Below are 25,005 nucleotides of genomic sequence, written 5' to 3'. Positions count from 1 at the left end.
GTCGTTATTTACCAATATACTGTAATTGTCTATTCTTAGGTGAGACTAATACTTTTCCGCCCTTATTTTCAACAATTTGATGAAATACCCTATAGGACTCTATGATTGTCTTTTCCCATTGATACAAAGTCACCGACGAAACTTCAAGGTCAACAACCAGTTGTTTAATGATTTTAAGCAACTCGGTGTCAATTCGGTCACTTGCACGCAACATTTTGTTGCCTTTAGCATAGTTATAAACAATCAATGTAATAGCTTCCTCTGCCACTTGAGGTCTCCCTCTATCTTCTGCATCTAAAGCAATAGGATCACTTTTACGTTTAAGCTTCATTAGTTGTCTAAGCACAGGAGACCAACCTAGGAATGCAACATGGCCTAAATGGAAGACATCGTGATATCTGTAATCGTTAGGCTTCCACGAATTATCTGTCAATGGATCACCTAACTCAATTGATTGGCCAGTGGTTTCATTCTCCCAAACCATCTTGACGGTTAAAAAGTATTCCCCTTGTTCTTCAACGAATCTGATGACAAATGAGTCCGGAAACTTCTCCTCATAATTTTCATCAAAGCGCGGAATACTCAATAAATTGAGTTCCTCATAGCGATCGTAGGTTTTTGATAGATTCTGCTGTGCAATCTCTTCTAAAGAACATCCGTAATGCGACGCGATGGCAGATACATACCATAGTACATCTCCCAGTTCCTCTTTCAGCGCTTTCTCAAAGCTGCCAAACCCCTCGCCGTCTCGGATTAATTTCTTTAGTGTGGTCAAAACCGATCCAGCTTCACCAGCAAGACCCAAATAACCCATGAAGAAGTTTTTCTGGTCGGCTGAATTGTAGCTTTGTATTGTGGTTTTTGTCTTCGATTGGTATTCGTCTAAGGTCATGTTACGATGGTGAGATATTTATACAAGATGATAATATAAAGGTGTTATTCAAAGGTCCTTACCCTACCGATTAATAAAAGCATATAGTTATATCTTTATGTATAAATCCATCATATATTGTAATAAGAATATATGGATCTATTTCTTTGATCACGATTTTACTTGTATCTTTATTTCTGTTTAAAATAAGAATATTCCCTTTAAGGAAAACATCGTTCTTCACGACTTTGTTTTCAGTATAATATACATGTTATATTAGCCAATATTAAGATTATTGCCGATATGATTTGTATAAAAATGTAAATAATAGTTATACATTAAACTAGTAATTTTCCCGCTAACTAATAGTTGTATGGCCAAGAAAAGTGTTTTTTATAGCTTTCATTTTAATAACGACGTAATGCGAGTTCAACAAATTCGTAACATGGGGATCTTAGATGGTGATGAACCTGTTTCTTTTAATAAATGGGAAGAAATTAAACGTAGTGGTGATCAGGCCATAAAGAACTGGATTCAAGAAAACATGAATTATCGTAAGGCCGTAGTGGTCTTAATAGGCGAAGAAACACATAAGCGGCCTTGGGTACAATATGAGATAAAAAAAGGCTGGAATGATGGTCGGGCTGTTGTTGGGATTTATATCCACAATTTGAACTGCCCTAATAACGGCAAGTGTAGTCAAGGAAAAAATCCATTTGATCAATTCAACGTTGGGTATTGGAACATGGGATCTATTGTACCCGTTTACAATCCCACACCCACAGATGCCTACAATTCAATTAAAAATAATATTGATAGCTGGATCGACGAAGCGATCAGAGTTAGAGGTATTTACAAGGGTACAGCCATATAAATAAAAGAAGTGACCATTAGTATATTTCTTTTATTTTTTATTGATTGTATCGATAATTGAAACGATTAACGGAATGCATTGTTTGAGACTTTTGCCTGGAGCATTCAGGGCTAGAAATGACGATTTTACATTTTCGAAGCCGGCATAATATTGCCCGAATTCTCTTTCAACCTCTACCCATAACTCTGCGGCCATACTACCAGTTATCCCAATAGGAATTGGGATAACTCCTTGTTTTATAGCTATATCAAATTCTTTTTTAACTCCTGTAGCAAGAGATTCAAACTTACCAGTTTCTTTATTTATTTTATTACCAAAAATAAATACTGCTATTCCTGCAAACGATATCATTCTTTCTCGGTATTCTTGCCATAGCTCACCGAGCTCTTTAATTCCTGTTTTCTTTTGCGGAAATGGGCGCATTATTAATTGTTCTTCGTTTAATTTCTTAGGAGAGCTATATATAGCTTCTAATGCTCCATTTATAATGGCATCGCCTACACCTAGACCAAAGCCATTTACAACAGAATATTTTTCTTGTACGAGTTTTTTGCTTAAACTATGAATGAAATCTAATGAATCGTCTTCTGAATGTGGTGCATAATCTGCAGCACTGCCGGAAATAAAAATTGTATTACGTTTAAAACGGTTTTGGATTTCTCTTAACAAATTAGTTATTTCAGAATAATCTTCGATCATAATTGCTTCAATTTGAAAACGTCGAAGATCCGAAATTAATAATTGTTGCCTACGCTTACTATAATCAAAATCAGCATCTGTTGGGTAGTCTTTCCGACTAACACGCCTAATGATACAATAATGCGGGCGAGCGTTTTCGCCTAATACCAACCTCACTCTGCTAAGAACATAATCCAGGTTAGGATCTGTGAAGCTAAATCCCAGAAAGAGAAACGTTTTAGAAACGAGGTCAGAGCTTAGCGTCGTAATGAATCCTTCGTTATTCTTGTGATATTTCTCGTAGTCATCTTTTGTAATTGTAGCTTTAGAAGGGTGCTTAGCATCCCCATGCATTTTGTAGACAACCGCATCTCGCTTATATGTAGTATCGGGTAGCTGATCTACCGTGTGTTTTACATCAACACGTTTCGACGTCTCTTCTAAAGCATCCTCTATTAAAGAATCATAGTTCGTTGTCCAAAACGTCCGAATTGGTAATCTAGCTAGAATTCTATGATTTTCGGAAACCTCAGTTTCCTCTGTAAATTCTTCTATTATCTTTCGATTAAGCTTCCCTCGTCCACCTTTTTCATTCACATGAAATTGAGCAAGAGATATTAAATCCGTTTCTTTATCAATCTCAAGGCCAATATCTGTTGCTATATCTCGAAGCAGTCCACGCCAATCAACATAACCTACGCCAACAGAGAGACCTGCTCCAGCAAAAATCGCAGCCTCTCCATTTATAATTAATTTCAGATAGTCCCGAATAAAACTTTCTTGCTCTTGCGTCATAAGGTGTGGTATTTTTCAATGGTTGAATATAGTTTATTTATTACTACTACAAGCTATCATGAACAATTCACCACCAAAATTCTCAACTTTTCACAGTAATTTATAGCAAAATAAGAATGAGCCTGTACTCATAAAACAGTACAAAGGATACAATCATATATATGCGAAAATCGTCCTGATAGCTCTTTGAATGTATCAAAATCAGCTTTTTGGGTTTTGCTTCAAAGCATCGTTCATAGTGAGTTATTTAGTTTTCAGAACCCAATTTATTCTAGACAATCGCTTCGCAATACGCTTCAGAGTTTGTAAGACTAGCTTATCAGCCGGTAATTTTCCAAAAACCAGACTTTTGAATGGCCCATTATAGGTATGCTGTAATTCTGGCCAAATGCGATTCAATTCGGAGAAAATCAACGCTTGGGACGGATGGATATACAACCAGTCCTTGTTGTTTCTAAAGCTTATTTCATCGTCTTGCCCCACTTTATGCAGCATCATATCAAAGCTGTCGGAATCGAAAAAATCAGAAATATCCTTTTGCTCTAAAAGCTGATGCAAATCATAGACATGACGAATCTTATTCCGTAAATCAATAAGCGGTTTTTCGCTATAGGAAAAGCGAACCAGGCTCATGATCTTCTCGCAAAGTGTTCGTGTGGGTGCTAATAGCGTTACCTCAAATGGCAAAAGATGGTATTGGCTCGCTAACTCGCCCTGCCCTCTTGATTGCATCATCTCATAAACGAATGAACTGATTTGGCCCTTGATAACGGGTTCTGGTGAGCCTAGCCAAGTGGACTCTAGAATAATGAGGTCTCGTACCTGCCCAAATTCCCCATTAAATACTCTCGAATACGAATGCGCCGTCTTTCTGATCATACCCTTTTTGTTGGTAATGCCTGGGACTTCGATTTCAGGTAGAACTTCAGAAACGGTATTGCTTATACGTTTTAGGCGTTCTTTTAATTGGTTGGCCGAAAGACCAGGTTCTTTTAACAGTACCAGATCTACATCTTCTGAAAAGCGATTGATAAACGAAAAGCACTTTGATAATGCCGTTCCCCCTTTAAAGATGGTGAATTCGGCAAGTGGCCCCGTGAAAATACGTTGCAGTGCAAGTGTTACCCAATAATCCTTCTCGACATAAATCTCAGGCAAATTCATCTGCTGGGCGGTGATCGTCACTGCGTCGGCGAAAAGATTCTGATCTTCATGTAACTTCATTGGATGTTCCAGTCTGTAGCACTCGTCAATAGCTGATTGGGGAGTGCTAATTTAAACGTTGTCAGTGGATTAATGCTATTGCGCAGATCATCTACACCATCTTGTTGATCTAGATCCGTCAATATAGCACCAAGCAGTGCTCTAACGCGTGGTGGATATGCCAGGGCATATTGGATCATAGCTTGCCGTTGTTGCTTATCCAACGCCCCTACTCTGTCCTTAAAGATGGTAATTGCATTCTCAATGTCGACATCGGCTATTTGTTTTAGGTCTTTCATAGCATCCAGAAATCCCAATAGTTGATAGTTATCTTCTGTGACATCTACATAGCTTTTGATAGCCGTTGCTTTGATGGCACCTGTGTTGATAAAAATTCTTCGATGCCTGCTCGCTATTTTAATCACGGCAGGCAACTGAGTTGTCAAACCCAACTGATTATAGAGATAATCCCCAGTAATATAGGCTGTTCGCTGCCCATTTTGATAGAGATAAGGTTTCAGTAACTGCTGTTCATCCGGTCTTTTCTCACCAAAAACAGTTTTTTTGGGTTTGTAGAAAATGCCTTTAGAGAGTTTTTTAATCTCTCCCTTTTTCTGAAGGCGTTCCAACACCTTAGCAGCCGTTGAATATTCCTCTCTGGTAATATCAAGCTGCTCGTACCCGAAGCTGATGTCTTCGGGCAAGCCTTGAATCCGTTGTGCTATTTTTTGGGCAATACTTGGCATTTGCCAAGTATACAAGTAGAAACAAGTAATGTCAAGTTTATTGATCAATAAACTTGACATTACTTGCAGTTATCTTTTACCTTTTAGCCTAAGCCATTGAATTAGTTTGATAAAACTCACTGAGTCCACTTTTGGTATTTTTCCAATTCTAGTATTTATTGGTTCGTAGTATCTTTCAAAATATATCGGGAGAACCATTGAAAGCTGCGCTCCAGACCGATTTTATTGTCGTAAATGTCACGACAGTTAACGTTCAAGCTTATAGCACTTAGTTCTAATCTGACTCGATCCATGTAGGCGTCACAGTCAGAATCTTCAAATATGGTTTCAAAAATTGTCAGATGTGAGTTGGGTAAAATAACCCTTTGCACTGAGTCATTGGCCGAAATCCGCCTGTAGGAAGTTGGATCAAGATCAACGCAGTCTTCAATGCGCAAATAGGAAATACCACTCTTATTGAATGTGAGTTGGTCAATAATCAACGGACCTAACCCATTATTGACGACGCGAACCGCAATAGTTTTATCGCGATCCCAAAAATAAACCTGGCCTAACGGCTTCACTGACTTTTCGTTATGAACGCGTTGCAAATGCCACTGTCCTACAGTAACCAGAAAGGCTAAGACCGAAATAATGATTGAGATCGCAGCTAACAAGATAAACCACCACTGCCTGAAACGAGGAAAAGGACGCTATATCATCTGATAATCCCGCAGTAATTTCAACCGTTCTTTGGCCTGAAGCTCGTAAATCAGGGGAATAAACTTGTGGTAAAGGCTACATTGCGGGTCTTTCCCTTCAATCCGGTACACCGGACAGCCGCTGGTACAGACTGATTTATAACGGCAGGATTGGCAATCTTGCGACTTCATACCCTCGTAGTGGCTGGTTTGTTCGACCATATCCACTAAATCTCGCTGATCGTCAAAAATGGAATGAGCTTGTTTTGTGGTATCGCCAAAGTGAACATGACAGTAATTAACGGTGCCATCCACGTAAACGGCTCCTCCTGAAAACCCAGAAGCACAAGTCTGAAAGCCTAACTCACTTGGTTTGAGATCGCAAAACTGGTGCCGCGTCGAAAAGCGCCAGCCAGTTTGGAGGGCTTCCTTCATCAGCAAATATGATTGGGATAAGTACCGATCCAAGAGTTCACCATCAATCCCCTCGCCTTTAACAATTGAATATCGAAATGGAAGATCCAGGTCGATCAAATATCTAGTTAAGTCTGGTAATCCCTCCAGATTAACATTGCTAACAACCGTGCTAGTCGACACCGGAATATTATGAGCTAGGAGTTTTCGAAGGTTTGCATCAACCGTTTTAAAGCTCCCTACACCCGACCGAAAAGCGCGTGTTGTATTATGATGCCGTTCGACACCGTCAATTGAAACGCCGTAGCTAATGTTATTCGCTTTCGAAAATTGGATGATCTCATCGGTTAAAATGGTCAGATTGGTAATGAACGAGCATTGCAGTTCACAATCCAATTCGTTCAATGCTTGCTTTACTTCAGTAATAAAGCTTTTCCATGATTTGAATTGCGTCAATGGCTCCCCCCCAGCCAGCCTAAACTTAATGTTGGTGAGCTTTCGCTTCTTAACCGTTTCAACCAGCTTCTGTAATAGTTTTTTCTTTGTAGCCTCCTGCATTCCACCCGTCGTATTCAGCGTGGATATGTAGCAGTATCCACAAGTCAAATTGCAACTGTTGGTGGTGTGAATCCAAAAATTCAGGGATTTCGTACTAGCTGGCTTCTGCGGTTTGCTGAAGTGGTTATCAAACCGGATAATCTCGGTTTTCGATAGAAGCTCTATGAATTGCTCTAAAGCGATAAGCGGCATAGATAGCCTGTCGGCAAGAGTTACTATGTTGGCCTGATTGTCAATCGCGCTAATAATTTCATGTTGTGTCTGATTTAAAATCCGCAATGAATGGGGATAGGCGCAATTAACAACATAAAAATGCTTATCATCAATCGGTCTGATCAACAGATTGGGCGATTTAATAGGGATCGCGGAAACCATGACGTAACGTTGAAAGATAGTTTATAGAATCACTGTCGCTAGTCGGAAAAACATAGTCCATACGATCCCCGTCGGTGCTGCGGGCGGGTGAACTATCACAATCGCAATTGGCATTAACTGATGTAGCAATCAGTTGCTGACGACCTATGCGTTGTTCTAGTAAAGCAAAATCATCAAAGAGAATATCTAAGGCAGTAATTGAAGTCATGGAAACAAGTGTCTAGCGTTGTGTAGTTAAAAATACGGGTTGATGTTGGGTTCTAAGCAACGAGAACCCTTGTATCGCACAACGCAACTGCTTGTTTTTTACCAGTGTGTTTTCACTTAGATTTGTGCATGGACACGCACACAATACACCACGGGCGCAACGTCAAACGCATTCGGGAAATGCTGGGTATCAAGCAAGACACCCTAGCTACAGCTTTAGGGCTTAGTCAGCAGGCTATCTCTCAATTAGAACACAAAGAAGTCCTTGAAGCTCCTATTCTTGAGAAAGTATCTAAAGCGTTAGGTGTTTCTGAAGAAGCAATAAAAAACTTCTCTGATGATGCTGCTGTCAACATTATTTCAAGTACTCTCCATCACACCAATGGGATTGTTAACTACTTTCCATCATTCAATCTGGCCGATAAATGGTTAGAGGCAATTGAAGAAAATAAAAAACTATATGAACGGCTGCTTCAGGCTGAACGAGAGAAAAACGAATTGCTGCAAAAGCTTTTAAAATCAAAAGAAGAATCCTAATTAGGTAACCGCTATCTACCTAATTAAGGGTAAGTCGTTATAGCTGCTGCGATACAGTTAACCGAAATAATGGTGATGAGTCAGCTATAGCCCGACCGCTTTCCAGTAAAATCTCTCGGTATTTAATCATTGCAGCCGCTTTTTGATCTATAGACGTCATCGCATCCGGCAAATCAATAGTATCATTCGCTATCATATGGCGCAGCCACATCTCAGCCACAACTGAATGTTCTAATTTAGGCTCGTAGCCCAAAAACCCCATAAGTCTACTTTTCGCAACCTGACCAAAGGGAATAAAGGTTTCCTCGTAATTTTTGTAAATTGTTTTATCATCGGTTACATACGTATTGTAAGTAGACTCCATATCCTTATTGCGAATAAGTTTGATATGTTCTTCAAGCTGATGGCAGTAATCATACTGCGTCAACTGGCTTTGACGATAACTTTGGATCAGCGCTCGTAGATAAGGTTCAAAAGGGAGAATGGCAGTGTCAGATGGCAGATACCCAAGATAATGCTCTATCAGCCTATGGGCTTCCTTTTTCAAATGAGTTAATGTCGTAGCATCAAGCAATAAGTCATTCCAGCTTATTGCATGCAATCGGCCTAACTGGACATCAATAGCAAAATCAGTTTCAAAACGAGCTACATCTCCAGTATGTTTTTCATCAGTCACTTTTGCCACCAATCCATTTTAATCTCCGCTGCAATTTTGATCTAGCTTATTTATATTAGCATAATATAACTGATTGTCAATCTATAAGCTAGACTATTCCCAGGGTTAATATGGATCAGAACGAACGAGAACTTCATGCTCAGCAACATAAAGAGCGGGTGGATATAACTGTCCAACACGCTAAGGCATGGGATAAATTTCAGAAACGCCGGGGAGAGTATTCCCAAAAATATGGAGCAACCTATGCAGACATATTGCTTCAACAGGAAAAAGAAGCTTTAGAGGCTCAGTTTAATCAAGAGCTAATAGAGCTATCCCAAGGACATAATCAACAATGGGAAGTCTATCACGAAGCTCCATCTTCAATGGAAAAACCGATTCAACTTCCTTTCTACTTACGAGAAACTGAGCCCATCTTGAGCCAAAACGAAAAGGAAACAAAAGAGAATGATACGCCAACAGTTCAATCCTCTCGAACTGTTTTCTCCAATCCATTCAAACAAACGGATCACGGACAGAAACAGATACCAGACAACAACACAAAGGATATGAACCAATCTCAAGATTACATGAAGGCGATGCTTTCAGCACAAAAAGCGAATTTGATCCAAGAAAAAGCAGGTGAACCCGATAAGAAACCAGTTTCCATGTCTACTCGCTTTTCACAAGGGCTAAGCTACACGCAGGCGGCTGAACAATCCGGCCGATCTCCAGAAAGACATAAAGATTTAGAGCGGGATTGATAGGGTCAGTCTTTGTCTAACTCGTTATCGCGATCTTTCGATTTGGCCGTAGAATCTTGGCCTTTAGTTAAACGATCACCTTTTAACCAGCTAGGCAGATGGGTCTTAAGTTGCTCAATCTGTTCTTTATTATATTGTTCACGGCCAGCTTTAAGGCCATTAAGCCGCATACTGTCGCTCTTAACATTTGCTAAGACCTCAGCTAACTCTGGCATATTCTGAGCAATTATATAACCCTCATTAAATCCCTTAAGGTAAACTGAATCAACTTTATCCTCTTTTTCCATCCTCAAAATGTGTTTCTAGAGTTCTGTTCAAGATAGCTGTTGATTGAATCCCGATCATAGAGAATGATTTTCTTTTGCGGTTGGGAAAATCGAATTTTTCCTTCGTCACGCAGTTTCTGTAATGTTGTCTTAGATTTGATGTTAAGAAGCTTCATAGCTTCTTCATCGGACACCCATTTCTCTTTTTGTTGACCATTTTTCTCTTTTATCCGAGCAACAACCTGCTCAATCAGAATATAAAAGGCCTCATCGTGTAGACAGATAACTTCCATTATGTTTTACCGGAAATAAGCACTAAACATACAAAGCACTGAAAACGATAGAGTTACTATTTTTCCAGCTTAGGCTTCTGCTCCATGTTCAAAACAGCATCAAGTGCGTCGTCGGTTTGCTGAGTGGTAAAGTTAGACTGGTAGCCCATTGTCGTCAAAATGCTGCTATGCCGATAGAGCTTTTGCAAAATTTGCACGGGTATTTTATCACTAGCAACTTGGGCAAAAGAATGACGTGCCAAGTGCATGGTCAATTTCTTCTCGATTTTTGCAGCTGTTGCTACCTGCGTTTTAAGTTGCTTGTCGATAGCACTGGTTTTAAAAGCGATTGTACGCTGAGTGATAAACTTGTCACTTAGGTCAACGCCCTTTAACTCTGGGAACACCATATCGTCCTTGTTTTGCTGGAACGTCTTATAATGTTTAATAATCTTGACTGCTTTATCCGGTATTTTAAGAGAACCGCTTTTACTGTTCTTACCCATTTCATAATGTAGCCGATCATCCTGGAAATCGCTCCATTTCAGGCGTAAAAGGTCGCTTATACGCATACCAGCGAAGTAATAAGAGAATAGCCAAAGATTACGGACGTGATCGAGCGTGCCTTCCAAGGGAACGTTTTCTAATCGTGTAATTTCGTCTTGGGTCAGGCCAATCTTGCTAGATTCAGGAAATTTGATTTTCATCTTACCCTTCCCAAACGGGTAATACTTTGGATCAATCACCTCTTCCTTGATGGCATGGCTAAAAACTGACCGGATCATCACAATGTGATTGACAGCGGATCTCTCGGAATGACCGTGTTTCGTTTGGAGATAAGCCTTAAACCGTTCTAGCATGGCAACCGTAATGTCAGCAAAGGCAATATCCTGTTTCAGGAACTCTTTAAAGTGCTTGATGCGCGGCTTGTCGGCAGTGTACTGATTGTATTTACCAGCCTCTTTCAAACGTTGTTGCCAGACCTCAGCCTGCGCAAAAAATGTACTTCCAGCGGCTGGTTTGACTTTTTGTTTAACAGCTGTTGCTGAGACATAGGACTTTTGTGTCTCAAGCTCAATTGAATGGTCGTTAGCTTCAGATAACTTTTTACGGATAAGGTTGTTGAGCCGCGCACTGTTGGGATGAGACTTCTTGACACGCTGGTTTTTATCATCCCATTCATCTTCGTGAAGATGATACCCAAGATGAATAAACGAAGATTTCCTATCTTTGGTAATGCGTAGCGTAAGTGGAAGCTTACCTTCCCTATTCGGCTTCTTACGTAGAACGAGCTTAAATTCAGCCATTTAACCTCCAAAGTTGGTACAACATAGGTACAACAAACTGCGGTTTTACTTGGTTTCTGGCGTCGCGATATGATTTACAAATTATTGATATTCAGACATTTGACTTCATATTGAACCATATCAAACCAGTATCATTAGAACTGAAAATCCTTGTGTCGGTGGTTCAATTTCACCTATCACTACTTTAAAATTGTAGTTACCTTTTTCATTGATACAACACCCGGTTTCATTATATGGGTGAAAAAATTGTGGCGAGTAATAGCCTGCTCTAAATCAAGGACTGAAAGATTTTTTGTTGGGATACTGTACGTCGTCAAATAAAAGTGGACAAAGTGGGTTTAAAAAATTCAGTAATCGCACAGGTGACCCCGCTCCCCTAAATCACCCTGGTTATGCCTTATTTTATTTGACGACGGGCAGATCTTGCCTAATGATTCGTTGACGGCCTTTCTGAAGAAAAGTTGGTAGCCTACTATCGGCGCAGGTGCCAGCCTTTCGGCTGTGCAAAGGCCCGGATTCCCAGGTGCGATAGGGTTGTTCCCAATCCCGAATGCTGGCGGCCACTCCAAGGCAAGGCGGCCGATACCCGGTCGCAGCAGTTCCAGTAGGCGGTGCCTGAGTTAATTTGCTGTAAAATGGCTTCGGCCCGTGGCTGGTTGCTGGTAAATACACCGGCCGTAAGCCCGTAGCTTGTATCGTTCATCAGCTCGATGGCTTCTTCGTCGCTGCTTACTTTCATAATGCCAATAATGGGCCCGAACGATTCTTCCTGCATCAGGTCCATCTGGTTGGTTACATTGAGCAGCACCGTAGGTTCAAAATAGTTACCCTCCCGATTGATTCGTTTGCCACCCGTAGCCAGTTCAGCGCCTTTGGCGAGGGCATCTTCTATCTGCTGCTCCAGCACGGTGATTTGAGCAGGCCGGGTGAGGGCGCCTATGTACACGCCTTCGTCGGTAGGCAAGCCGGTTTTCCAGCTTTTTACCTCCTTTACAAAAGCCTGCACATACTGGTCGTAGATAGTTTCGTGCACATAAATCCGTTCTACACTGCAGCAGCTTTGGCCATTGTTGTAAAAAGCGCCATCGGCTGTACCGGCAGCTACCCCGCTAATGTCGGCAATATCGTCCGCGATGTAGAGGGGGTCTTTGCCACCCAACTCCAACTGACAGGGCACCAGCTTGTGAGCCACTTTTTGAGCAATGTATTTACCGGTATTGTAGCTGCCGGTGAAAAAATAGCCATTGAGCGGCAATTCCAGAATGGCTTCACCGGCAGCGGCAGCCCCAATGGCTACGTCAAATGCCTGTGGTGGCACACCAGCCTTGTAGAGCAGCCGCTGGATGTGCAGACCGGTCAGCAGGGTATATTCCGATGGCTTGTACAGCACGGCATTACCGGCAATCAGCGCCGGTACAAATACATTGGTTCCCACCAGGTAAGGATAGTTCCAGGCCGAAATATTGGCGATTACGCCCAGGGGGTCGTAGCTTATTTTTTCCTGCGTGCCGCCTTCGGTGGTGATCCATTCTTCGGCCAGGTATTTTTCGGAGTTGGTTATAAAAAAAAGGATGCGGGCCCGGGCACCGTTTATTTCATTGTACGATTGCTGCAGCGGTTTTCCCATTTCAGCCGTCAGGGTTTGCGCCAGTTCATCCTTTTCGGCATCCAGCAGTTGGTAAAACGTTTCAATGATGGCGACCCGCTCGGCTACGGTTTTGGCCGCCCAGGCTGGCTGCCCTTTTTTCAGGCTCACGTACTTTTCCTTTATCGCAGCAGCGTTATCTTCCTGTACGGTGGTCATTAAGGCTCCTGTAGCGGGATTGATGATGTCCATTTCTTTGTATGAATGAATTGTGAATGAGTACTTTTCTCCCTATTGGCATTGTTGAATAAAAAGGTCCCGTAACCCCAGCGATAGCGGTGCTTGTTGCAGGTCAAACTCGTACATCCGCTCGGGATGCCACTGCACACAAAGCAAAAATGGCCGGTTTGTTTTGTGTTTCCATTCCAGCCCTTCCGGTACACCATCGTCGGAAAAGCAGGTAACCATCAGCTCATCGGCAATTACATCTGCACATTGGTGGTGTGCACTGTTTACCACCGCCCGATCGTGGCCGGTAAGCTGATGCAGGTACGTATCGGGATTAATATGTAGTCCGTGGACCTTATCAAATTGCCGGTGGGTTTGCGGATGCACCACGGCCTTGTGGATAACATTGGCGGCAGCAAGGTCTTGCCGCAAGGTGCCGCCTAAAATACAGTTGATCAACTGCAACCCCCGGCAAATCCCCAGCACGGGCAGTTGCCGCTGCTGGGCCCGGTAAAAGGCAGCGGTTTCAAAGGCATCCCTTTCGGGCTCAAAAACCTCGGGGCGTTCGGCATAATTGGCGTCCATATGATAGGCCGTTGGTGCTATATCGACTCCACCTGATACTACCAGTCCACTGCATGCATCCAGCAAATCCAGGTTGTTGTTTTCCGAACTCAGGGTAACAATTTCGATTGTTTGGTCGTGCTGCTGCAGCCAGGTACAGTAATTAACATGCTTATGCGGATGTCCGGTATAGGTAAGTGCCAATTTCATGGTAGCGGATCGTATTCACGAGGCTGTTTTACGGCTATCGAGGGGTTGTTTGCGCGGCTTTTACAAGGCCTCTTCATACAATGCCCTAAAGTCTTCTTTGCTGACGGGGCGGGGGTTGGAAGGGTGGCAAAAGTCGGCCAGTGCCAGCTCGCTCAGGGTGTCAAGGTGCTCTGCCTTTACGCCTACGTCCGAAAGCTTCAGCGGTAGTTTCAGCGTATTGTTCAACTCGAACAAATGGTTGACTACCGCTTCGGCACGGGTGTCGTTCAGGTTCATGGCGTGCGCTATTTTCACAAATTTGTCGTTGCTGACGCTGCTGTTAAAGCGCATGCCATACGGCAGATTTACGGCATTCGCCAAACCGTGGTGGGTATCCAGCAGACTGCTCATGGGATGGGCCAGCGAGTGGACCACGCCCAGCCCTTTCTGAAAAGCCACCGCCCCCATCATCGAAGCCATCAGCATTTTGCTGCGGCTTTCCAGATCGGGCCGGTGTACTGCCTTTTCGATCGATTCGTTGATCAGCCGAATGCCTTCCAGCGCAATGCCATCGCACATGGGGTGAAAGCTGTTGACCAGAAAGGCTTCGAGATTGTGCGTCAGTGCATCCATACCGGTAGCGGCCGTTATAAAAGGCGGCAGTTCCATGGTCAGCATGGGGTCGGCAAACACGATTTTAGCCATTAATTTCGGCGAAAACAGTATTTTTTTCTGGTGGGTAACATCGTCGGCAATGATGGCACTGCGGCCCACCTCGCTGCCGGTACCGCTGGTCGTCGGTACGGTGATAAAGTAGGGTACGTCTTCGGTTACGTATTTATCGCCACCAATCAGGTCGTCGTAGTCAAACAGATCCCGGCGGTGGTGAATGCGCAGCACAATCGCACGGGCCACATCCAGCGCAGCGCCACCCCCAATGCCCACAATGCAGTCCCGTTCGGCCGCAGCAAAGGCGTCGCCACCCTTCAGAACATCCTGCTTGATCGGGTTTTTATGAATATCGCTGAACACCTCAACCGATAGGTTTTTTGTTTCCAGCAAGGCTACTATTTTTTTGAAAAAATCCAGCCCGGCAATGGTGGGATCGGTCACCAGCAGTGGTTTTGTAAAGCCATGCGAAAGAAGATGGTCGGGCAATTCGTTGATAACACCCGCCCCAAAGCGGATAACGGTTGGAAAATTAAACTGACGGATGGTGGAGAAATCAATCATGGAATGTAGTACAAGTTGAAAACGATGGAGTGCAAAATTGAACAGAAACTTACGTTCAGGCCAGTATTGGATTGAAATTTACGTTGACCTCATATGATTTCAAAATACCGCTTTACCTCCCAGTCGGTAACGGCTTTGGCGTATTGGCGGCATTCCCATTCCCGGGTGGCTACAAAGTGATTGACAAATTCATCGCCAAACAATTCCCGGGAAAGGGGCGACTGTTTCATGGCGCTGGTAGCAGCCGCCAGATTGCCGGGCAAAATACCGTTGTCCAAATTGGTGTAACCATTGCCTTTGGTGGCAGCCACGGTGAGCGGCAGTTTGTTCTTGATACCGTACAACCCAGCCGCCAGACAGGCCGCAATGGCCAGGTAGGGGTTTACATCGCTGCCCACCACCCTGGTTTCCAGGCGGGTAGCAGTGCTGCTTCCAGGCAGGGCTCGTAAAGCCACCGTGCGATTATCCACCGCCCAGGTCAGCGTGGTTGGTGCCCAGGCACCTTCGACCAGCCGCTTGTAGCTGTTGATGGTAGGCGCAACCATGGGCAGGATATACGGCAGGCAATGCAGCTGTCCGGCTATGTATTGCTGCATGGTTTCACTGATGGCATCGGGCTTCGAAGCATCGTAAAACCGGTTTTTCTTGCCCTCAGCGTCCCAAAGGCTCTGGTGTACGTGGCCGCTGCAGCCGGGTAGACTTTCGTGGTATTTGGCCATAAAAGTGGGAATTACCCCATGCCGGTGGCCAATTTCTTTGACACTGCTCTTAAACAGGACGGCCCGGTCGGCAGCTTCCAGCGCCGTGCTGTAGGTAATGGCGGCTTCGTACACGCCGGGTCCGGTTTCGGTATGGATGCCTTCGAGCGGCACGTTAAACTTTTTCAGCAAATCAAACAGGTCGTTGAAGAAAGCGCTGTTTTGCGATGCTCTCAGCACCGAATAGCCAAACATCCCACTGGTCAGCGGTACATGGCCGTGCATGTCTTTTTCGCCACCATTGTCGGCCTTGAAATTGAACCATTCAAACTCTTCGGAAAAAAAAGGCAGAAAACCGGCAGCTTCAGCCTCGGCAATTATTTTTTTCAATAAACTCCGGGGACAAACGGGCAGATCGGCGCCTTTTTCATCGCTGAAACCGGCGAGGAAAAAAGGCATATCCTGCTCCCAGGGAATTTGCCGGAAGGTCGTAAGGTCTATTTTGGCCTGTGCATCGGGGTAGCCGGTATGCCAGCCGGTGTAGGTGGCATTATCGTAAGCGGTATCACCGCTATCCCAGCCAAATACCACATCACAAAAGCCAAACCCTTTTTCGGCAATGGAGGCAAATTTTTCAAAGCTGACCACTTTGCCCCGCAGGATGCCATCAATGTCGGTCACAGCCAGCTTTACTTTCTGCGCATTCAGCTGGCCCAGCTTTGCCAATGCTTGTTGTACGGTCATTTTATACCAGTTTAAATCGCAAATAACAAAATGCAGGAATGCAAAAGAAGCTAATCGCCAACTCGGTATTCTAAACATTTACGGTCAACAGCCCTACCAATGCGATACCCGGCATAATCCTTTGCAAACCAACTACATACAAGTAGCGAATTGTTCCGGGCAAAAGTAGCGTCCAGCAAATCATTTTCCAGAATACGTTCGTTTGTGGATGAACGGAACTTCCGCTGCTTAAAATTACTTCACCTGTTTACAACCCCGGTTTTAAACGAAATTTACTATGGAAAATCAATTGAAAACGCCTGCGATTCCGTCCGAAGAAGTATTTGTTAAAATGGCCATTGCGGCCTGGGATACGCAGACCAAACGCATTACTACCCTCCTCGATAAACTTTCCGATGAAGCGCTATTAGCGGAAGTGGCACCGGGCCGAAACCGGGGTATTTATCTGCTGGGCCATTTGATTGCGGTAAACGACGGAATGCTGCCGCTCCTCGGTTTTGGAGACAAACTATACCCGCAATTAGCGACCGGTTTTATCACGACACCCGACAAATCCGGGATTGAATTTCCTACGGTCAGTGAATTGAGGAGTTACTGGCATACGTTGAATGCAACGCTCAGCCAACATATTGAGGCATTACAACCCGAAGACTGGTTTGCCAAACACACCGCCGTGACCGACGAAGATTTCGCCAGAGATCCGATCCGGAATAAACTCAACGTGCTCATCAACCGAACCAACCACCAGAGCTATCACCTGGGTCAACTCGTATTTCTGCTTTAAAACGCCGGAGTAGCGATTTTCAATTTAATCAGTTTCAGTACCCGTTGACTACGGGTTTTGGTCAATTCAGTCAGGTTAGGCATGGTTTACGGGGTATTGTCCGCCAATTTTGGGCAACAACTCTGATGAACACCTGACATGAAATCATTTTTTATTTATTTTTTGGGTTTGTGCCTGTTTCTGAGTGCCTGTAAATCGGCTAACCCGGAACCACTGCCGCAATCCCAACCGGGCGATCCGGGCAAAACTCCAACGCAAACGGATCCGACGGTACCGGCCAAATCGGCCGCGCCCGGTTTGGGAACGTCCAAACAAAAACCGGGTGGCAAGCTTTTTTCCTTTCCTCCGGGCGTAACGGTCGTCGGTCGGCCGACGATGCGGCAGGAAGATCTGAGCCTTTCAAAAATGCTGGGCAGTGGCGAACTTGTCCGGTTTTGCCTCGATTTGGCCAACGGCACGGCGAACCCCATTAAGGTCGAATTCCCGGCAGGATTGGTCTGGATTTCGGATGATTTAACGGTGCAGAATGGGCTGGAAGTCAAACCGGTACAGTTTGAACTTCCCGCAAAAGCCACCACCCGCGTTCGGCTGGGGACGTATTGCCTAAATTCCGATCGGCACGAAGCGTCTCACGGCGATAGCTACGACCCGCAACCGATTATTCTGGATCTGGCGAGCATGAACAGCCTTTTTCAGTTGGTGTCCGACAAGAAAATCAACCACGGCGAAACCGCCGATGAATTGACGTACTACCAACAGCAACACGTCGTTCAGGAAGGCGTTTGGGAAGTGACCGAAACTGGCAAACTACTCCCCGAAACACTCCAAAAATTGCAAAAACTGCCAACCAAATAGAACGGGAACGAAAGAAAAACCGTCAATCAACCGGAACGATTGACGGTTTTTCAGTTACAACGACTTCATATCAATGACAAACCGGTAACGGACATCGCCTTGCAGCATCCGATCGTACGCCGTGTGAATGTCTTTGATATCAATCAATTCAATGTCCGAAACGATGTGGTGTTCGGCGCAGAAATCCAGCATTTCCTGGGTTTCGGGAATCCCGCCGATTCCCGAACCGGCAATACTCTTCCGGCCACCAATCAGGCTGAAACCCCGGATTTCGGCCGGCGTTGGGGGCGCACCCACGCAAATGTGTACGCCGTTGGTTCTGAGTAACGACAGGTACAGATTGTAATCGTGCGGAGCCGAAACCGTGTCGATGATAAAATCGAAAGAGCCTTTGACTGCTCTAACCTGATCGCGGTCGCTGGTCAGCACAAAGTGATGAGCACCCAGCCGTTTGGCGTCCTCTTCCTTGGAGGGCGACGTGCTCAGCATGGTTACTTCGGCCCCGAACGCAACGGCAAATTTGACCGCCATGTGTCCCAAACCGCCCAGGCCCAACACGGCAACTTTATGGCCTTTACCCACTTTCCAATGCCGCAGGGGCGAATACGTCGTGATTCCGGCGCACAGCAACGGAGCCACGGCGGCCAGATCCAGCGTTTCGGAAATGTGCAGCGCAAAATCCTCGTGAACCACAATCAGGTTGGAATAACCGCCGTAGGTGGGCGTTTTACCGTCCTGCTCCCGGCCGTTGTAGGTTTGCGAATTCCCGTTCAGGCAATATTGCTCCAGGCCTTCCCGGCAGTTTTCGCACTGGCGGCACGAATCGACCATACAACCCACCCCGGCCAGATCGCCTACGTTGAATTTGGTCACGTGGGAGCCGACCCGTGTCACCCGCCCCACAATTTCGTGGCCTGGCACCATCGGAAAAATCGACCCGCCCCATTCGTCGCGAATCTGGTGCAAATCCGAGTGACAAACTCCGCAATAGAGAATGTCGAACTGAACATCATGCGGTTTAACCTCCCGCCGTTCGAACTGAAACGGCGCTAAATTTGAATGGGCATCCTGTGCCGCGTAGCCTTTCGCTGCAATCATAAAATGGATGAATAAATTAGGTCGTTAAAAGCAGGTCATTTAACCGTAACCAATTGGCCTACGAATATAAGGCCATTCGTTCTTTTCAACCTCTTTCTCCCGAATTGGTTTCAACACCACCCCGGTTTATTGGACGGGATGCGTATTTAATTCGTTGCAATAGAGCATAATCCAGGGAGAATCCGATTTTGTTACCTATCTAAACGGTTTTTTGGGATTATTTTTAGAAGTGATTATTTGGTATGGAAACGCTTATTAAAAAAGAACTCATTTATGATCATTTCTATTAGTATTTAAGTAACCAACTATATACACGAATAATCTAATAACCGAAGCTCAATCTTGTAATAGTTAAATCACTTTTCAGTTTTTTAAATAAAAAATAATGCATTATTAAAATTTTATAAAAACGCCCCTGTTGCTTCAATTCATTCTAAATAAGTATAAAGACTTTCATTTTTACCAGGATATAATCTTTCCGATAAAAACTAACGGTTAGTTGTAACGTACTGTTTATCACCTTATTTTGCACTAGTATCTTTGTAACCGAAACGTGTACAGCAAACGATTATGCTAAGGAATCAGATTTATAAATCTGAATTTATCGTATCCCTTATCCGTAGTCTGGTTGCCCAAATTTGAAAACGATGAGAAATATTAAAACACTAACACCTGAAGAAATGCAGGAGCTTCGCCATGTAATTAATACCAGTAAAAATGAGGCACTTAGACGGCGATGCCAGTGTATTCTCTACAGTTTCCAGGGTATGCTGGTCAATGATCTTATGCAAATGTTCAATGTGGATCGGCGCAGTATTTACAACTGGATGAACCGCTGGAACGAAGGAGGTCTTGAAGCACTTATGGATAAACCGGGTCGTGGCCTGAAACCCAAATTGAGTTTATTGAGCCGGGACCATGTAAAGGAGGTAAAACAGGCTTTTCAGATGTACTCCGGGAATTATTACCAGGTTTTGGAACACGTTAATAAGCGAATTCCCACGCCCGTCAGTCAGCATACATTGCGTCGATTTGTAAAAAAACTAGGGGCCACCGACATTTAGCCGCTCAAATTTTAATCTTCAAAAATTAGTGTAACCCAACAATCTGTACCTACCGATCAGGGTCCTGTATGACTTGAAATAATGTCATGCAGGACCTGCTCATTTCTTGCCGACTCCCTTTTCCCGAATCGCCTTAAACTCAGAACCGGTTTTCCAGCCGGGAAAGGTGGATTCGTTGCTCAGCTGATACCCCACCGCGAACAACAGATTCATGTCTTCGATGATACCGGACAGATCCCACGATGACGAATATTCGTCCGACGGTGCGTGGTAGCGGTTTAGGTTGTGATCTTCGAGTTGGGCTTTGCCCCAGGCTTCGCCGTTTTTAACGGAATTAACCCCGGTTTTGAGGTACAGCGCCGGAACACCCACTTTGGCAAAATTGAAGTGATCGGACCGGAAATAACTCCCCGCCGACGGATTGAAATCGCCCCGAATCGTGCGGCCCTGTCTGGACGCAATAGCTGCGGCATAATCTTCCAGATCCGACTGCCCTTTCCCGACCAGCACCACGTCTTTCGTGCGGCCCAGCGGAATAAATGCGTCCATGTTGATGTTGGCAACGGTTTTGTCGAGCGGAAAAACCGGGTGCGTCGCGTAGTATTCACTCCCCAAAAGCCCCTGCTCCTCCGCCGTGACGGCCAGAAACAGAATGGAGCGTGCCGGTTTCTTTTTCAGTTTGGCAAAAACTTCCGCCATTTCCAGCAAAGCCGCCGTTCCCGATGCATTGTCGGACGCACCGTTGTAAATCGAATCGCCTTTGATGGCTTCGCTTTTGCCCAAATGATCCCAGTGCGACGTATAAATGATGTATTCGTTCCGGCGCGTTGTACCGGGAAGTAACGCCAGCACATTCTGCGAGGTCGATTTGGTAATCTGGTTGTCGATCACCAGCGAGGTCGTAACGCCCAGTTTAACCGGTTTGAATCCCCGAACGCCCGCTTCCCGGAACAATTCCGGCGACACGCCCGCGAGTTTGAACAGGTTTTTGGCCGCATCCTGCGTGATCCAGCCTTCCAAAACCGCCCGCGATTTATTGTTGTCGGCCGTTTGCAGGTGCATTTTTGATTTCGAAAAACTGCTCCGAATCACCGACCAGCCGTAACTGGCGGCTTTCGATTCATGGACGATCAAGACACCAGCCGCTCCCTGCCGGGCGGCTTCTTCGTATTTATACGTCCAGCGACCGTAATACGTCATGATATTCCCCTTGAACAAGGTGCTGTCGATCATTCCCGGATCGTTCACCATCACCACTACGGTTTTACCCTTCACATCCAGCCCCGCGTAATCGTTCCAGTTGTATTCGGGCGCCACAATGCCATAGCCGACAAACACCAGTTCCGAGTCGTTCAATTTGACCTGATTCTGTACGTGGGGCGAGGTAGCCACAAAATCCGTCAGATTTGCCAGCGAAACCGTACCGGTTTTTCCTTTCAACACCAGCGGGCCCGCTGGTGTTGAGGCAATATTCACCATTGGAACGTCCTGAAAATAGCTTTTCCCGTTCCCCGGCTGCAAACCGGCTTTTTGAAATTCGGCTTTCAGGTAAGCAACGGTTTTCTTCTCCCCTTCCGTGAACGGTTTTCGGCCTTCGAAGGCATCCGAAGCCAGAATCTGAATGTGTTTGGTAAACGCTTTGCCGTCAATGGCAACGCTGTCGGCGGCCGCGAAAGCGTAGTTTCCTATAAAAAGGAAGAAGATAAGAAGGCGCATAATTCGTACCCACGGACTTTAGTCCGTGTTTTTGATCCAATAATTACCGCTAATTTAATGTAAACTAGCTGTAAAAAAACACGGACTAAAGCGGTATCGACCGTCCGACCGCGAATACGTTAGAAATCGTTTTCGGTTGGCGTGTCATCCCGTTCTTTCTCCTGATCGCGGTCCTTTTCGCGAGTAACTTCCCGGCTCAGGCGGTAGCTGAAACCGATAAAACCGATGCGGCTTTCGCGCTTGTTGCGGCTGGTCGAGTTGAAGTTCGGGCCAAAACTCTCGTTCCGGAACTGCATCGTATTGAAAATATCACTCACCCGGAGGCTCACGGTTCCGCGTCCTTTCAGAATGCTTTGTTTAACCCCCAGATCGACGTTGGTCATGGCCTTGATGGTCCCCTGCGCCACAATGAACGGCGACCGGTAGTTGAGCGCCACCTGAATATCGGTGCCCTTTCTCGGGTTCATGTTGGACGTTACGCGCGTGGTCCAGCTTCGGTTGGTACGCGTCAGAATACCGGGAATGTCGGCACTGGCCTGAATGTTTCGCTGGAAAAACGAGAAGTTACCGTTCACTTTCCACCAGCGCGTAATTTCCTGACTCAGCACAATTTCTAACCCGTAGTTCTGCGAACGATTCAGGTTGAGCGACGTTTGCTCCGTAATTCCATCGGGGCGCAATGTCCGGTAATTGGTGATTTCGTTGTTCGTCTGCCGGAAGAAAAGCGTAGACGTCAGCGTCGTGTTTTTACCGTACAGCAAATGGCTCAGTTCAAACGAATTGATCAGTTCAGGGTTCAGATTCGGGTTCCCAAACCGGATGTTCAGCGGATCGGACAAATCGATGAACGGATTCAGCGACCAGGTCGACGGCCGGTTGATCCGTCGGCTGTAATTGATCTGCATCTTCTGCGCCTGGCTGGCGTTGTAGTTCAGAAAAACACTGGGAAACAGGTAAATATAATCGCGCTGGCTTTTTACATTCGTCGTTCGCTGATCGGTTTCGATGGCGGTGTATTCCGTCCGTAAACCCACCTGATAACTGACTTTTTTGATTTCATCACCAAAATTGACATAAGCCGCGCTCGTTCGTTCATCGTAAATAAAGTTATTGCTGATGGCCGGGTTGACGGTCCAGGCTTCGTTCAGCAAATTCTCGAAAACATAGTCGGAAGCAAGTCGGCGATAGGTGTGTTTCAAACCGGTTTCGAGCTTTTTCTTGTCTTTTAATGGCTCCGTAAAATCCAGTTGTAAAACCGCCACCCGGTTTTGCCGGTTGTTGTCGGCGCGCTGCTGACCAATCAGAAAATTGGGCGTTAGCAGGTTTACGGGCAAGGTCGTTGTGTTGCTGAAGTTCTGAAATTCGTTGCTTTTGTTGTTCGACATCGTGGCGTCAAACGTCAGTTCCCGGCCTTTTTTGTCAAACGTTCGGCGATACCCAAAGGCGTAATCCAGCCCGCGTTCCGGTTCGGTTTCTTCGGTGGTCCGAACGGTTTGGCCCAATGAAATCCGATTCGCATCCAGCGTATTGAAATTCTCCACTTCCGAATCATAACTGTATTGCGGACGGTACAGAATCGACGCTGTCACGTTATTTCGGGGCGAAAGCGCGTAATCGAAGCCAAACCGGAGGTTGTTGTTCACACTCCGGCGGATGGCGTCGTTGCGCTGCGCCAGGTAACTCGTCGAATCCTCGAACAAATTCTGGCGTTCTGAAATCCGGTATTGAAACCGCCGGTTTTGCCGAAAATTATAACTGCTGAACAGGTTCAGTTTCTTGAACCGCGAATTCAGATTGATCGACGCATTGTATTTGTCCCGCGTTCCGACGTTCACCTGCACGTTGCCATTAAAACCGGGGCCGCGTTCTTTTTTCAGGACAATATTGATAATCCCGGCGGCTCCATCGGCATCGTAGCGCGACGACGGGTTGGTAATCATCTCGATCCGGTCAATGCTGCTGGCCGGAATCTGGTCCAGAATCGCCTGCCGATCCAACCCGGTCAAACCCGACGGTTTTCCATCAACCAGTACAATCACGTTGCTACTGCCGCGCAAACTCAGCGTACCGTCCACATCCACCGTCACCGACGGCACGTTTTGCAAAATATCGATGGCCGAGCCGCCCTGCGCAATCGGCAACTGATCGACGTTCACAATTTTGCGGTCGAGCGAATATTCATACGCCTGTTTCTGCCCCTGCACCACCACTTCCTGAAGCTGTTTAGCGGTTTCGGTCATCAGAATGTTGCCCAGATCGACGGTCGGTTTGTCGGCACTGATCACGATTCGCGGCAATCGTTTGTTCGCAAAACCGAGGCTTTGAATCATCAGGTAATACGCATCCGGCGCCAGATTGGCCATTTGAAAAAAGCCTCTCTCATCGGTCAGCGCGCCCGTCACCGAACTCGAATCCCGCGAGCGAAACAGGCCGATGCTGGCAAATTCGACGGGCTGGTTTTTTCCGCCCTGCGGAGCTACCAGTTTCCCGCTGATTTTTCCGGCACCCACCACCGGCTCGGGTCCATTTGCAGTTGCCCGGCGTCCCGCTGGCGCGTTGGTACCATCGGTTTGCGGGGACGTCGTCGGTGTGGTAGCCGGAACGGCCGGTTGCGTGGTCAGGGAACGAACGGTATCCGGGCGGTCAGCCACATTCCGCAGCGTGGTGTCCGGGCGCGTCGGCGCTGCGGGCTGGGTCGTATCCGGTTCCAGGCCGATGGCCTCCATTATGACATTGGAAACCGGGGCCGGTTGCTGTGCAAAGGCAGTTTCAGACCTGAATCCGACCAGACAACTTATCAAAAAAATAACCGCAGATTCTTTCATGGTGTGCAAAAAGAAATTGTATCTATCGAATAATGATTTTGTATTTCCCGAAATGGCATAAAAAAGCAGTATTCCCGAATAAACCGGAATTACAGTCCTTTGTCCGAAAATTTAGAGGAATTAGGTACGGTTTTTCAGTTCTGAGGCCGCGTACGGGCGGTTTTTGAACGCATCGGGCTATAAATAAAAAAGCCTGTCAGCATTACACCGACAGGCTTAT

The 25,005-nt window shown here is 45.7% G+C and carries 24 protein-coding genes; 6 read left to right on the top strand and 18 right to left on the bottom strand.

The features are described from left to right. Nucleotides 1-4: 4 nt before the first annotated feature. Nucleotides 5-892, bottom strand: a complete 888-nt coding sequence (locus tag EHT25_RS26825) for a nucleoside triphosphate pyrophosphohydrolase family protein (protein ID WP_124878443.1) — start codon at nt 890-892, stop codon at nt 5-7. Between the two features lie 352 nt (nt 893-1,244). On the opposite strand from EHT25_RS26825, the gene EHT25_RS26820 reads away from it, so the two are divergent. Continuing rightward, a complete protein-coding gene (locus EHT25_RS26820) occupies nt 1,245-1,745 on the top strand; it encodes a TIR domain-containing protein (RefSeq protein WP_124878441.1) in 501 nt (166 codons plus the stop codon). 30 nt (nt 1,746-1,775) lie between these two features. Here EHT25_RS26820 and EHT25_RS26815 read toward each other — a convergent pair whose 3' ends face one another. The 6 genes from EHT25_RS26815 to EHT25_RS26790 form a co-directional block, all read right to left on the bottom strand. Beyond that, complete coding sequence (locus tag EHT25_RS26815; RefSeq protein WP_124878440.1) at nt 1,776-3,218, bottom strand: SIR2 family protein; 1,443 nt, start codon at nt 3,216-3,218, stop codon at nt 1,776-1,778. A 243-nt stretch (nt 3,219-3,461) separates the two neighbouring features. Further along, a complete protein-coding gene (locus EHT25_RS26810; RefSeq protein WP_124878438.1) occupies nt 3,462-4,442 on the bottom strand; it encodes a nucleotidyl transferase AbiEii/AbiGii toxin family protein in 981 nt (326 codons plus the stop codon). After that, nucleotides 4,439-5,167 carry a DUF6088 family protein gene (locus tag EHT25_RS26805; RefSeq protein WP_124878436.1) on the bottom strand — a complete coding sequence of 243 codons (729 nt, stop codon included), beginning with the start codon at nt 5,165-5,167 and terminating at the stop codon, nt 4,439-4,441. The genes EHT25_RS26810 and EHT25_RS26805 overlap by 4 nt, the downstream gene beginning before the upstream one ends. A gap of 155 nt (nt 5,168-5,322) precedes the next feature. Continuing rightward, on the bottom strand, nt 5,323-5,823 hold the full coding sequence (locus EHT25_RS26800; RefSeq protein WP_229311803.1) for a hypothetical protein: 501 nt from the start codon (nt 5,821-5,823) through the stop codon (nt 5,323-5,325). Between the two features lie 36 nt (nt 5,824-5,859). Then, nucleotides 5,860-7,194: a radical SAM/SPASM domain-containing protein gene (locus tag EHT25_RS26795; protein ID WP_124878434.1), complete on the bottom strand. Its 1,335-nt coding sequence runs from the start codon at nt 7,192-7,194 to the stop codon at nt 5,860-5,862. Further along, nucleotides 7,172-7,402: a hypothetical protein gene (locus EHT25_RS26790; protein ID WP_124878432.1), complete on the bottom strand. Its 231-nt coding sequence runs from the start codon at nt 7,400-7,402 to the stop codon at nt 7,172-7,174. Before EHT25_RS26790 ends, EHT25_RS26795 begins: the two co-directional genes overlap by 23 nt. Before the next feature lie 128 nt (nt 7,403-7,530). Here EHT25_RS26790 and EHT25_RS26785 point away from each other — a divergent pair, with 128 nt between their 5' ends. Further along, nucleotides 7,531-7,938, top strand: a complete 408-nt coding sequence (locus tag EHT25_RS26785) for a helix-turn-helix domain-containing protein (RefSeq protein ID WP_124878430.1) — start codon at nt 7,531-7,533, stop codon at nt 7,936-7,938. Between the two features lie 37 nt (nt 7,939-7,975). Here EHT25_RS26785 and EHT25_RS26780 read toward each other — a convergent pair whose 3' ends face one another. Next, nucleotides 7,976-8,623 (bottom strand): hypothetical protein, encoded by a 648-nt coding sequence (locus EHT25_RS26780; protein WP_124878429.1) that lies wholly within the window; start codon nt 8,621-8,623, stop codon nt 7,976-7,978. A 101-nt stretch (nt 8,624-8,724) separates the two neighbouring features. On the opposite strand from EHT25_RS26780, the gene EHT25_RS26775 reads away from it, so the two are divergent. Next, nucleotides 8,725-9,357 carry a hypothetical protein gene (locus EHT25_RS26775; protein WP_124878427.1) on the top strand — a complete coding sequence of 211 codons (633 nt, stop codon included), beginning with the start codon at nt 8,725-8,727 and terminating at the stop codon, nt 9,355-9,357. A 5-nt stretch (nt 9,358-9,362) separates the two neighbouring features. On the opposite strand, the gene EHT25_RS26770 is transcribed toward EHT25_RS26775, so the two are convergent. From EHT25_RS26770 to EHT25_RS26740, 7 genes are all read right to left on the bottom strand, one after another. Continuing rightward, complete coding sequence (locus tag EHT25_RS26770; protein WP_124878425.1) at nt 9,363-9,644, bottom strand: hypothetical protein; 282 nt, start codon at nt 9,642-9,644, stop codon at nt 9,363-9,365. Between the two features lie 2 nt (nt 9,645-9,646). Then, nucleotides 9,647-9,916, bottom strand: a complete 270-nt coding sequence (locus EHT25_RS26765; RefSeq protein ID WP_124878423.1) for a helix-turn-helix domain-containing protein — start codon at nt 9,914-9,916, stop codon at nt 9,647-9,649. Nucleotides 9,917-9,972: 56 nt separating this feature from the next. Beyond that, entirely contained in the window at nt 9,973-11,202 is a 1,230-nt protein-coding gene (locus EHT25_RS26760) for a site-specific integrase (protein WP_124878414.1), read from the bottom strand. Nucleotides 11,203-11,674: 472 nt separating this feature from the next. Next, nucleotides 11,675-13,039 carry an aldehyde dehydrogenase family protein gene (locus EHT25_RS26755; RefSeq protein WP_124878412.1) on the bottom strand — a complete coding sequence of 455 codons (1,365 nt, stop codon included), beginning with the start codon at nt 13,037-13,039 and terminating at the stop codon, nt 11,675-11,677. A 39-nt stretch (nt 13,040-13,078) separates the two neighbouring features. Further along, on the bottom strand, nt 13,079-13,789 hold the full coding sequence (locus EHT25_RS26750; protein WP_124878410.1) for a gamma-glutamyl-gamma-aminobutyrate hydrolase family protein: 711 nt from the start codon (nt 13,787-13,789) through the stop codon (nt 13,079-13,081). 60 nt (nt 13,790-13,849) lie between these two features. Beyond that, complete coding sequence (locus EHT25_RS26745) at nt 13,850-15,001, bottom strand: iron-containing alcohol dehydrogenase (RefSeq protein ID WP_229311802.1); 1,152 nt, start codon at nt 14,999-15,001, stop codon at nt 13,850-13,852. Nucleotides 15,002-15,090: 89 nt separating this feature from the next. Then, nucleotides 15,091-16,443: a glutamine synthetase family protein gene (locus tag EHT25_RS26740; protein WP_124878408.1), complete on the bottom strand. Its 1,353-nt coding sequence runs from the start codon at nt 16,441-16,443 to the stop codon at nt 15,091-15,093. Between the two features lie 277 nt (nt 16,444-16,720). Here EHT25_RS26740 and EHT25_RS26735 point away from each other — a divergent pair, with 277 nt between their 5' ends. Further along, the gene (locus tag EHT25_RS26735; RefSeq protein WP_124878406.1) at nt 16,721-17,227 is read left to right on the top strand and encodes a DinB family protein; all 507 of its coding nucleotides are present in this window, start codon (nt 16,721-16,723) and stop codon (nt 17,225-17,227) included. Between the two features lie 138 nt (nt 17,228-17,365). Beyond that, the gene (locus EHT25_RS26730; protein ID WP_124878405.1) at nt 17,366-18,082 is read left to right on the top strand and encodes a hypothetical protein; all 717 of its coding nucleotides are present in this window, start codon (nt 17,366-17,368) and stop codon (nt 18,080-18,082) included. Nucleotides 18,083-18,136: 54 nt separating this feature from the next. On the opposite strand, the gene EHT25_RS26725 is transcribed toward EHT25_RS26730, so the two are convergent. Then, on the bottom strand, nt 18,137-19,180 hold the full coding sequence (locus EHT25_RS26725) for an NAD(P)-dependent alcohol dehydrogenase (RefSeq protein ID WP_124878403.1): 1,044 nt from the start codon (nt 19,178-19,180) through the stop codon (nt 18,137-18,139). 647 nt (nt 19,181-19,827) lie between these two features. Here EHT25_RS26725 and EHT25_RS26720 point away from each other — a divergent pair. Beyond that, nucleotides 19,828-20,244 (top strand): helix-turn-helix domain-containing protein, encoded by a 417-nt coding sequence (locus EHT25_RS26720; RefSeq protein WP_124878401.1) that lies wholly within the window; start codon nt 19,828-19,830, stop codon nt 20,242-20,244. Nucleotides 20,245-20,343: 99 nt separating this feature from the next. Here EHT25_RS26720 and EHT25_RS26715 read toward each other — a convergent pair whose 3' ends face one another. Together EHT25_RS26715 and EHT25_RS26710 are read right to left on the bottom strand one after the other, a co-directional pair. Further along, nucleotides 20,344-21,960 (bottom strand): M28 family metallopeptidase, encoded by a 1,617-nt coding sequence (locus tag EHT25_RS26715; protein WP_124878400.1) that lies wholly within the window; start codon nt 21,958-21,960, stop codon nt 20,344-20,346. A 119-nt stretch (nt 21,961-22,079) separates the two neighbouring features. After that, nucleotides 22,080-24,785, bottom strand: coding sequence for a TonB-dependent receptor (locus tag EHT25_RS26710; RefSeq protein WP_124878398.1), 2,706 nt, complete (start codon nt 24,783-24,785; stop codon nt 22,080-22,082). Between the last annotated feature and the right edge of the window lie 220 nt (nt 24,786-25,005).

This window comes from Larkinella rosea, from assembly GCF_003858635.1.
Classification (GTDB): domain Bacteria; phylum Bacteroidota; class Bacteroidia; order Cytophagales; family Spirosomataceae; genus Larkinella; species Larkinella rosea.
Note: the sequence above shows the minus strand (reverse complement) of the source record. Positions and strands in the feature narration are given on the sequence as shown.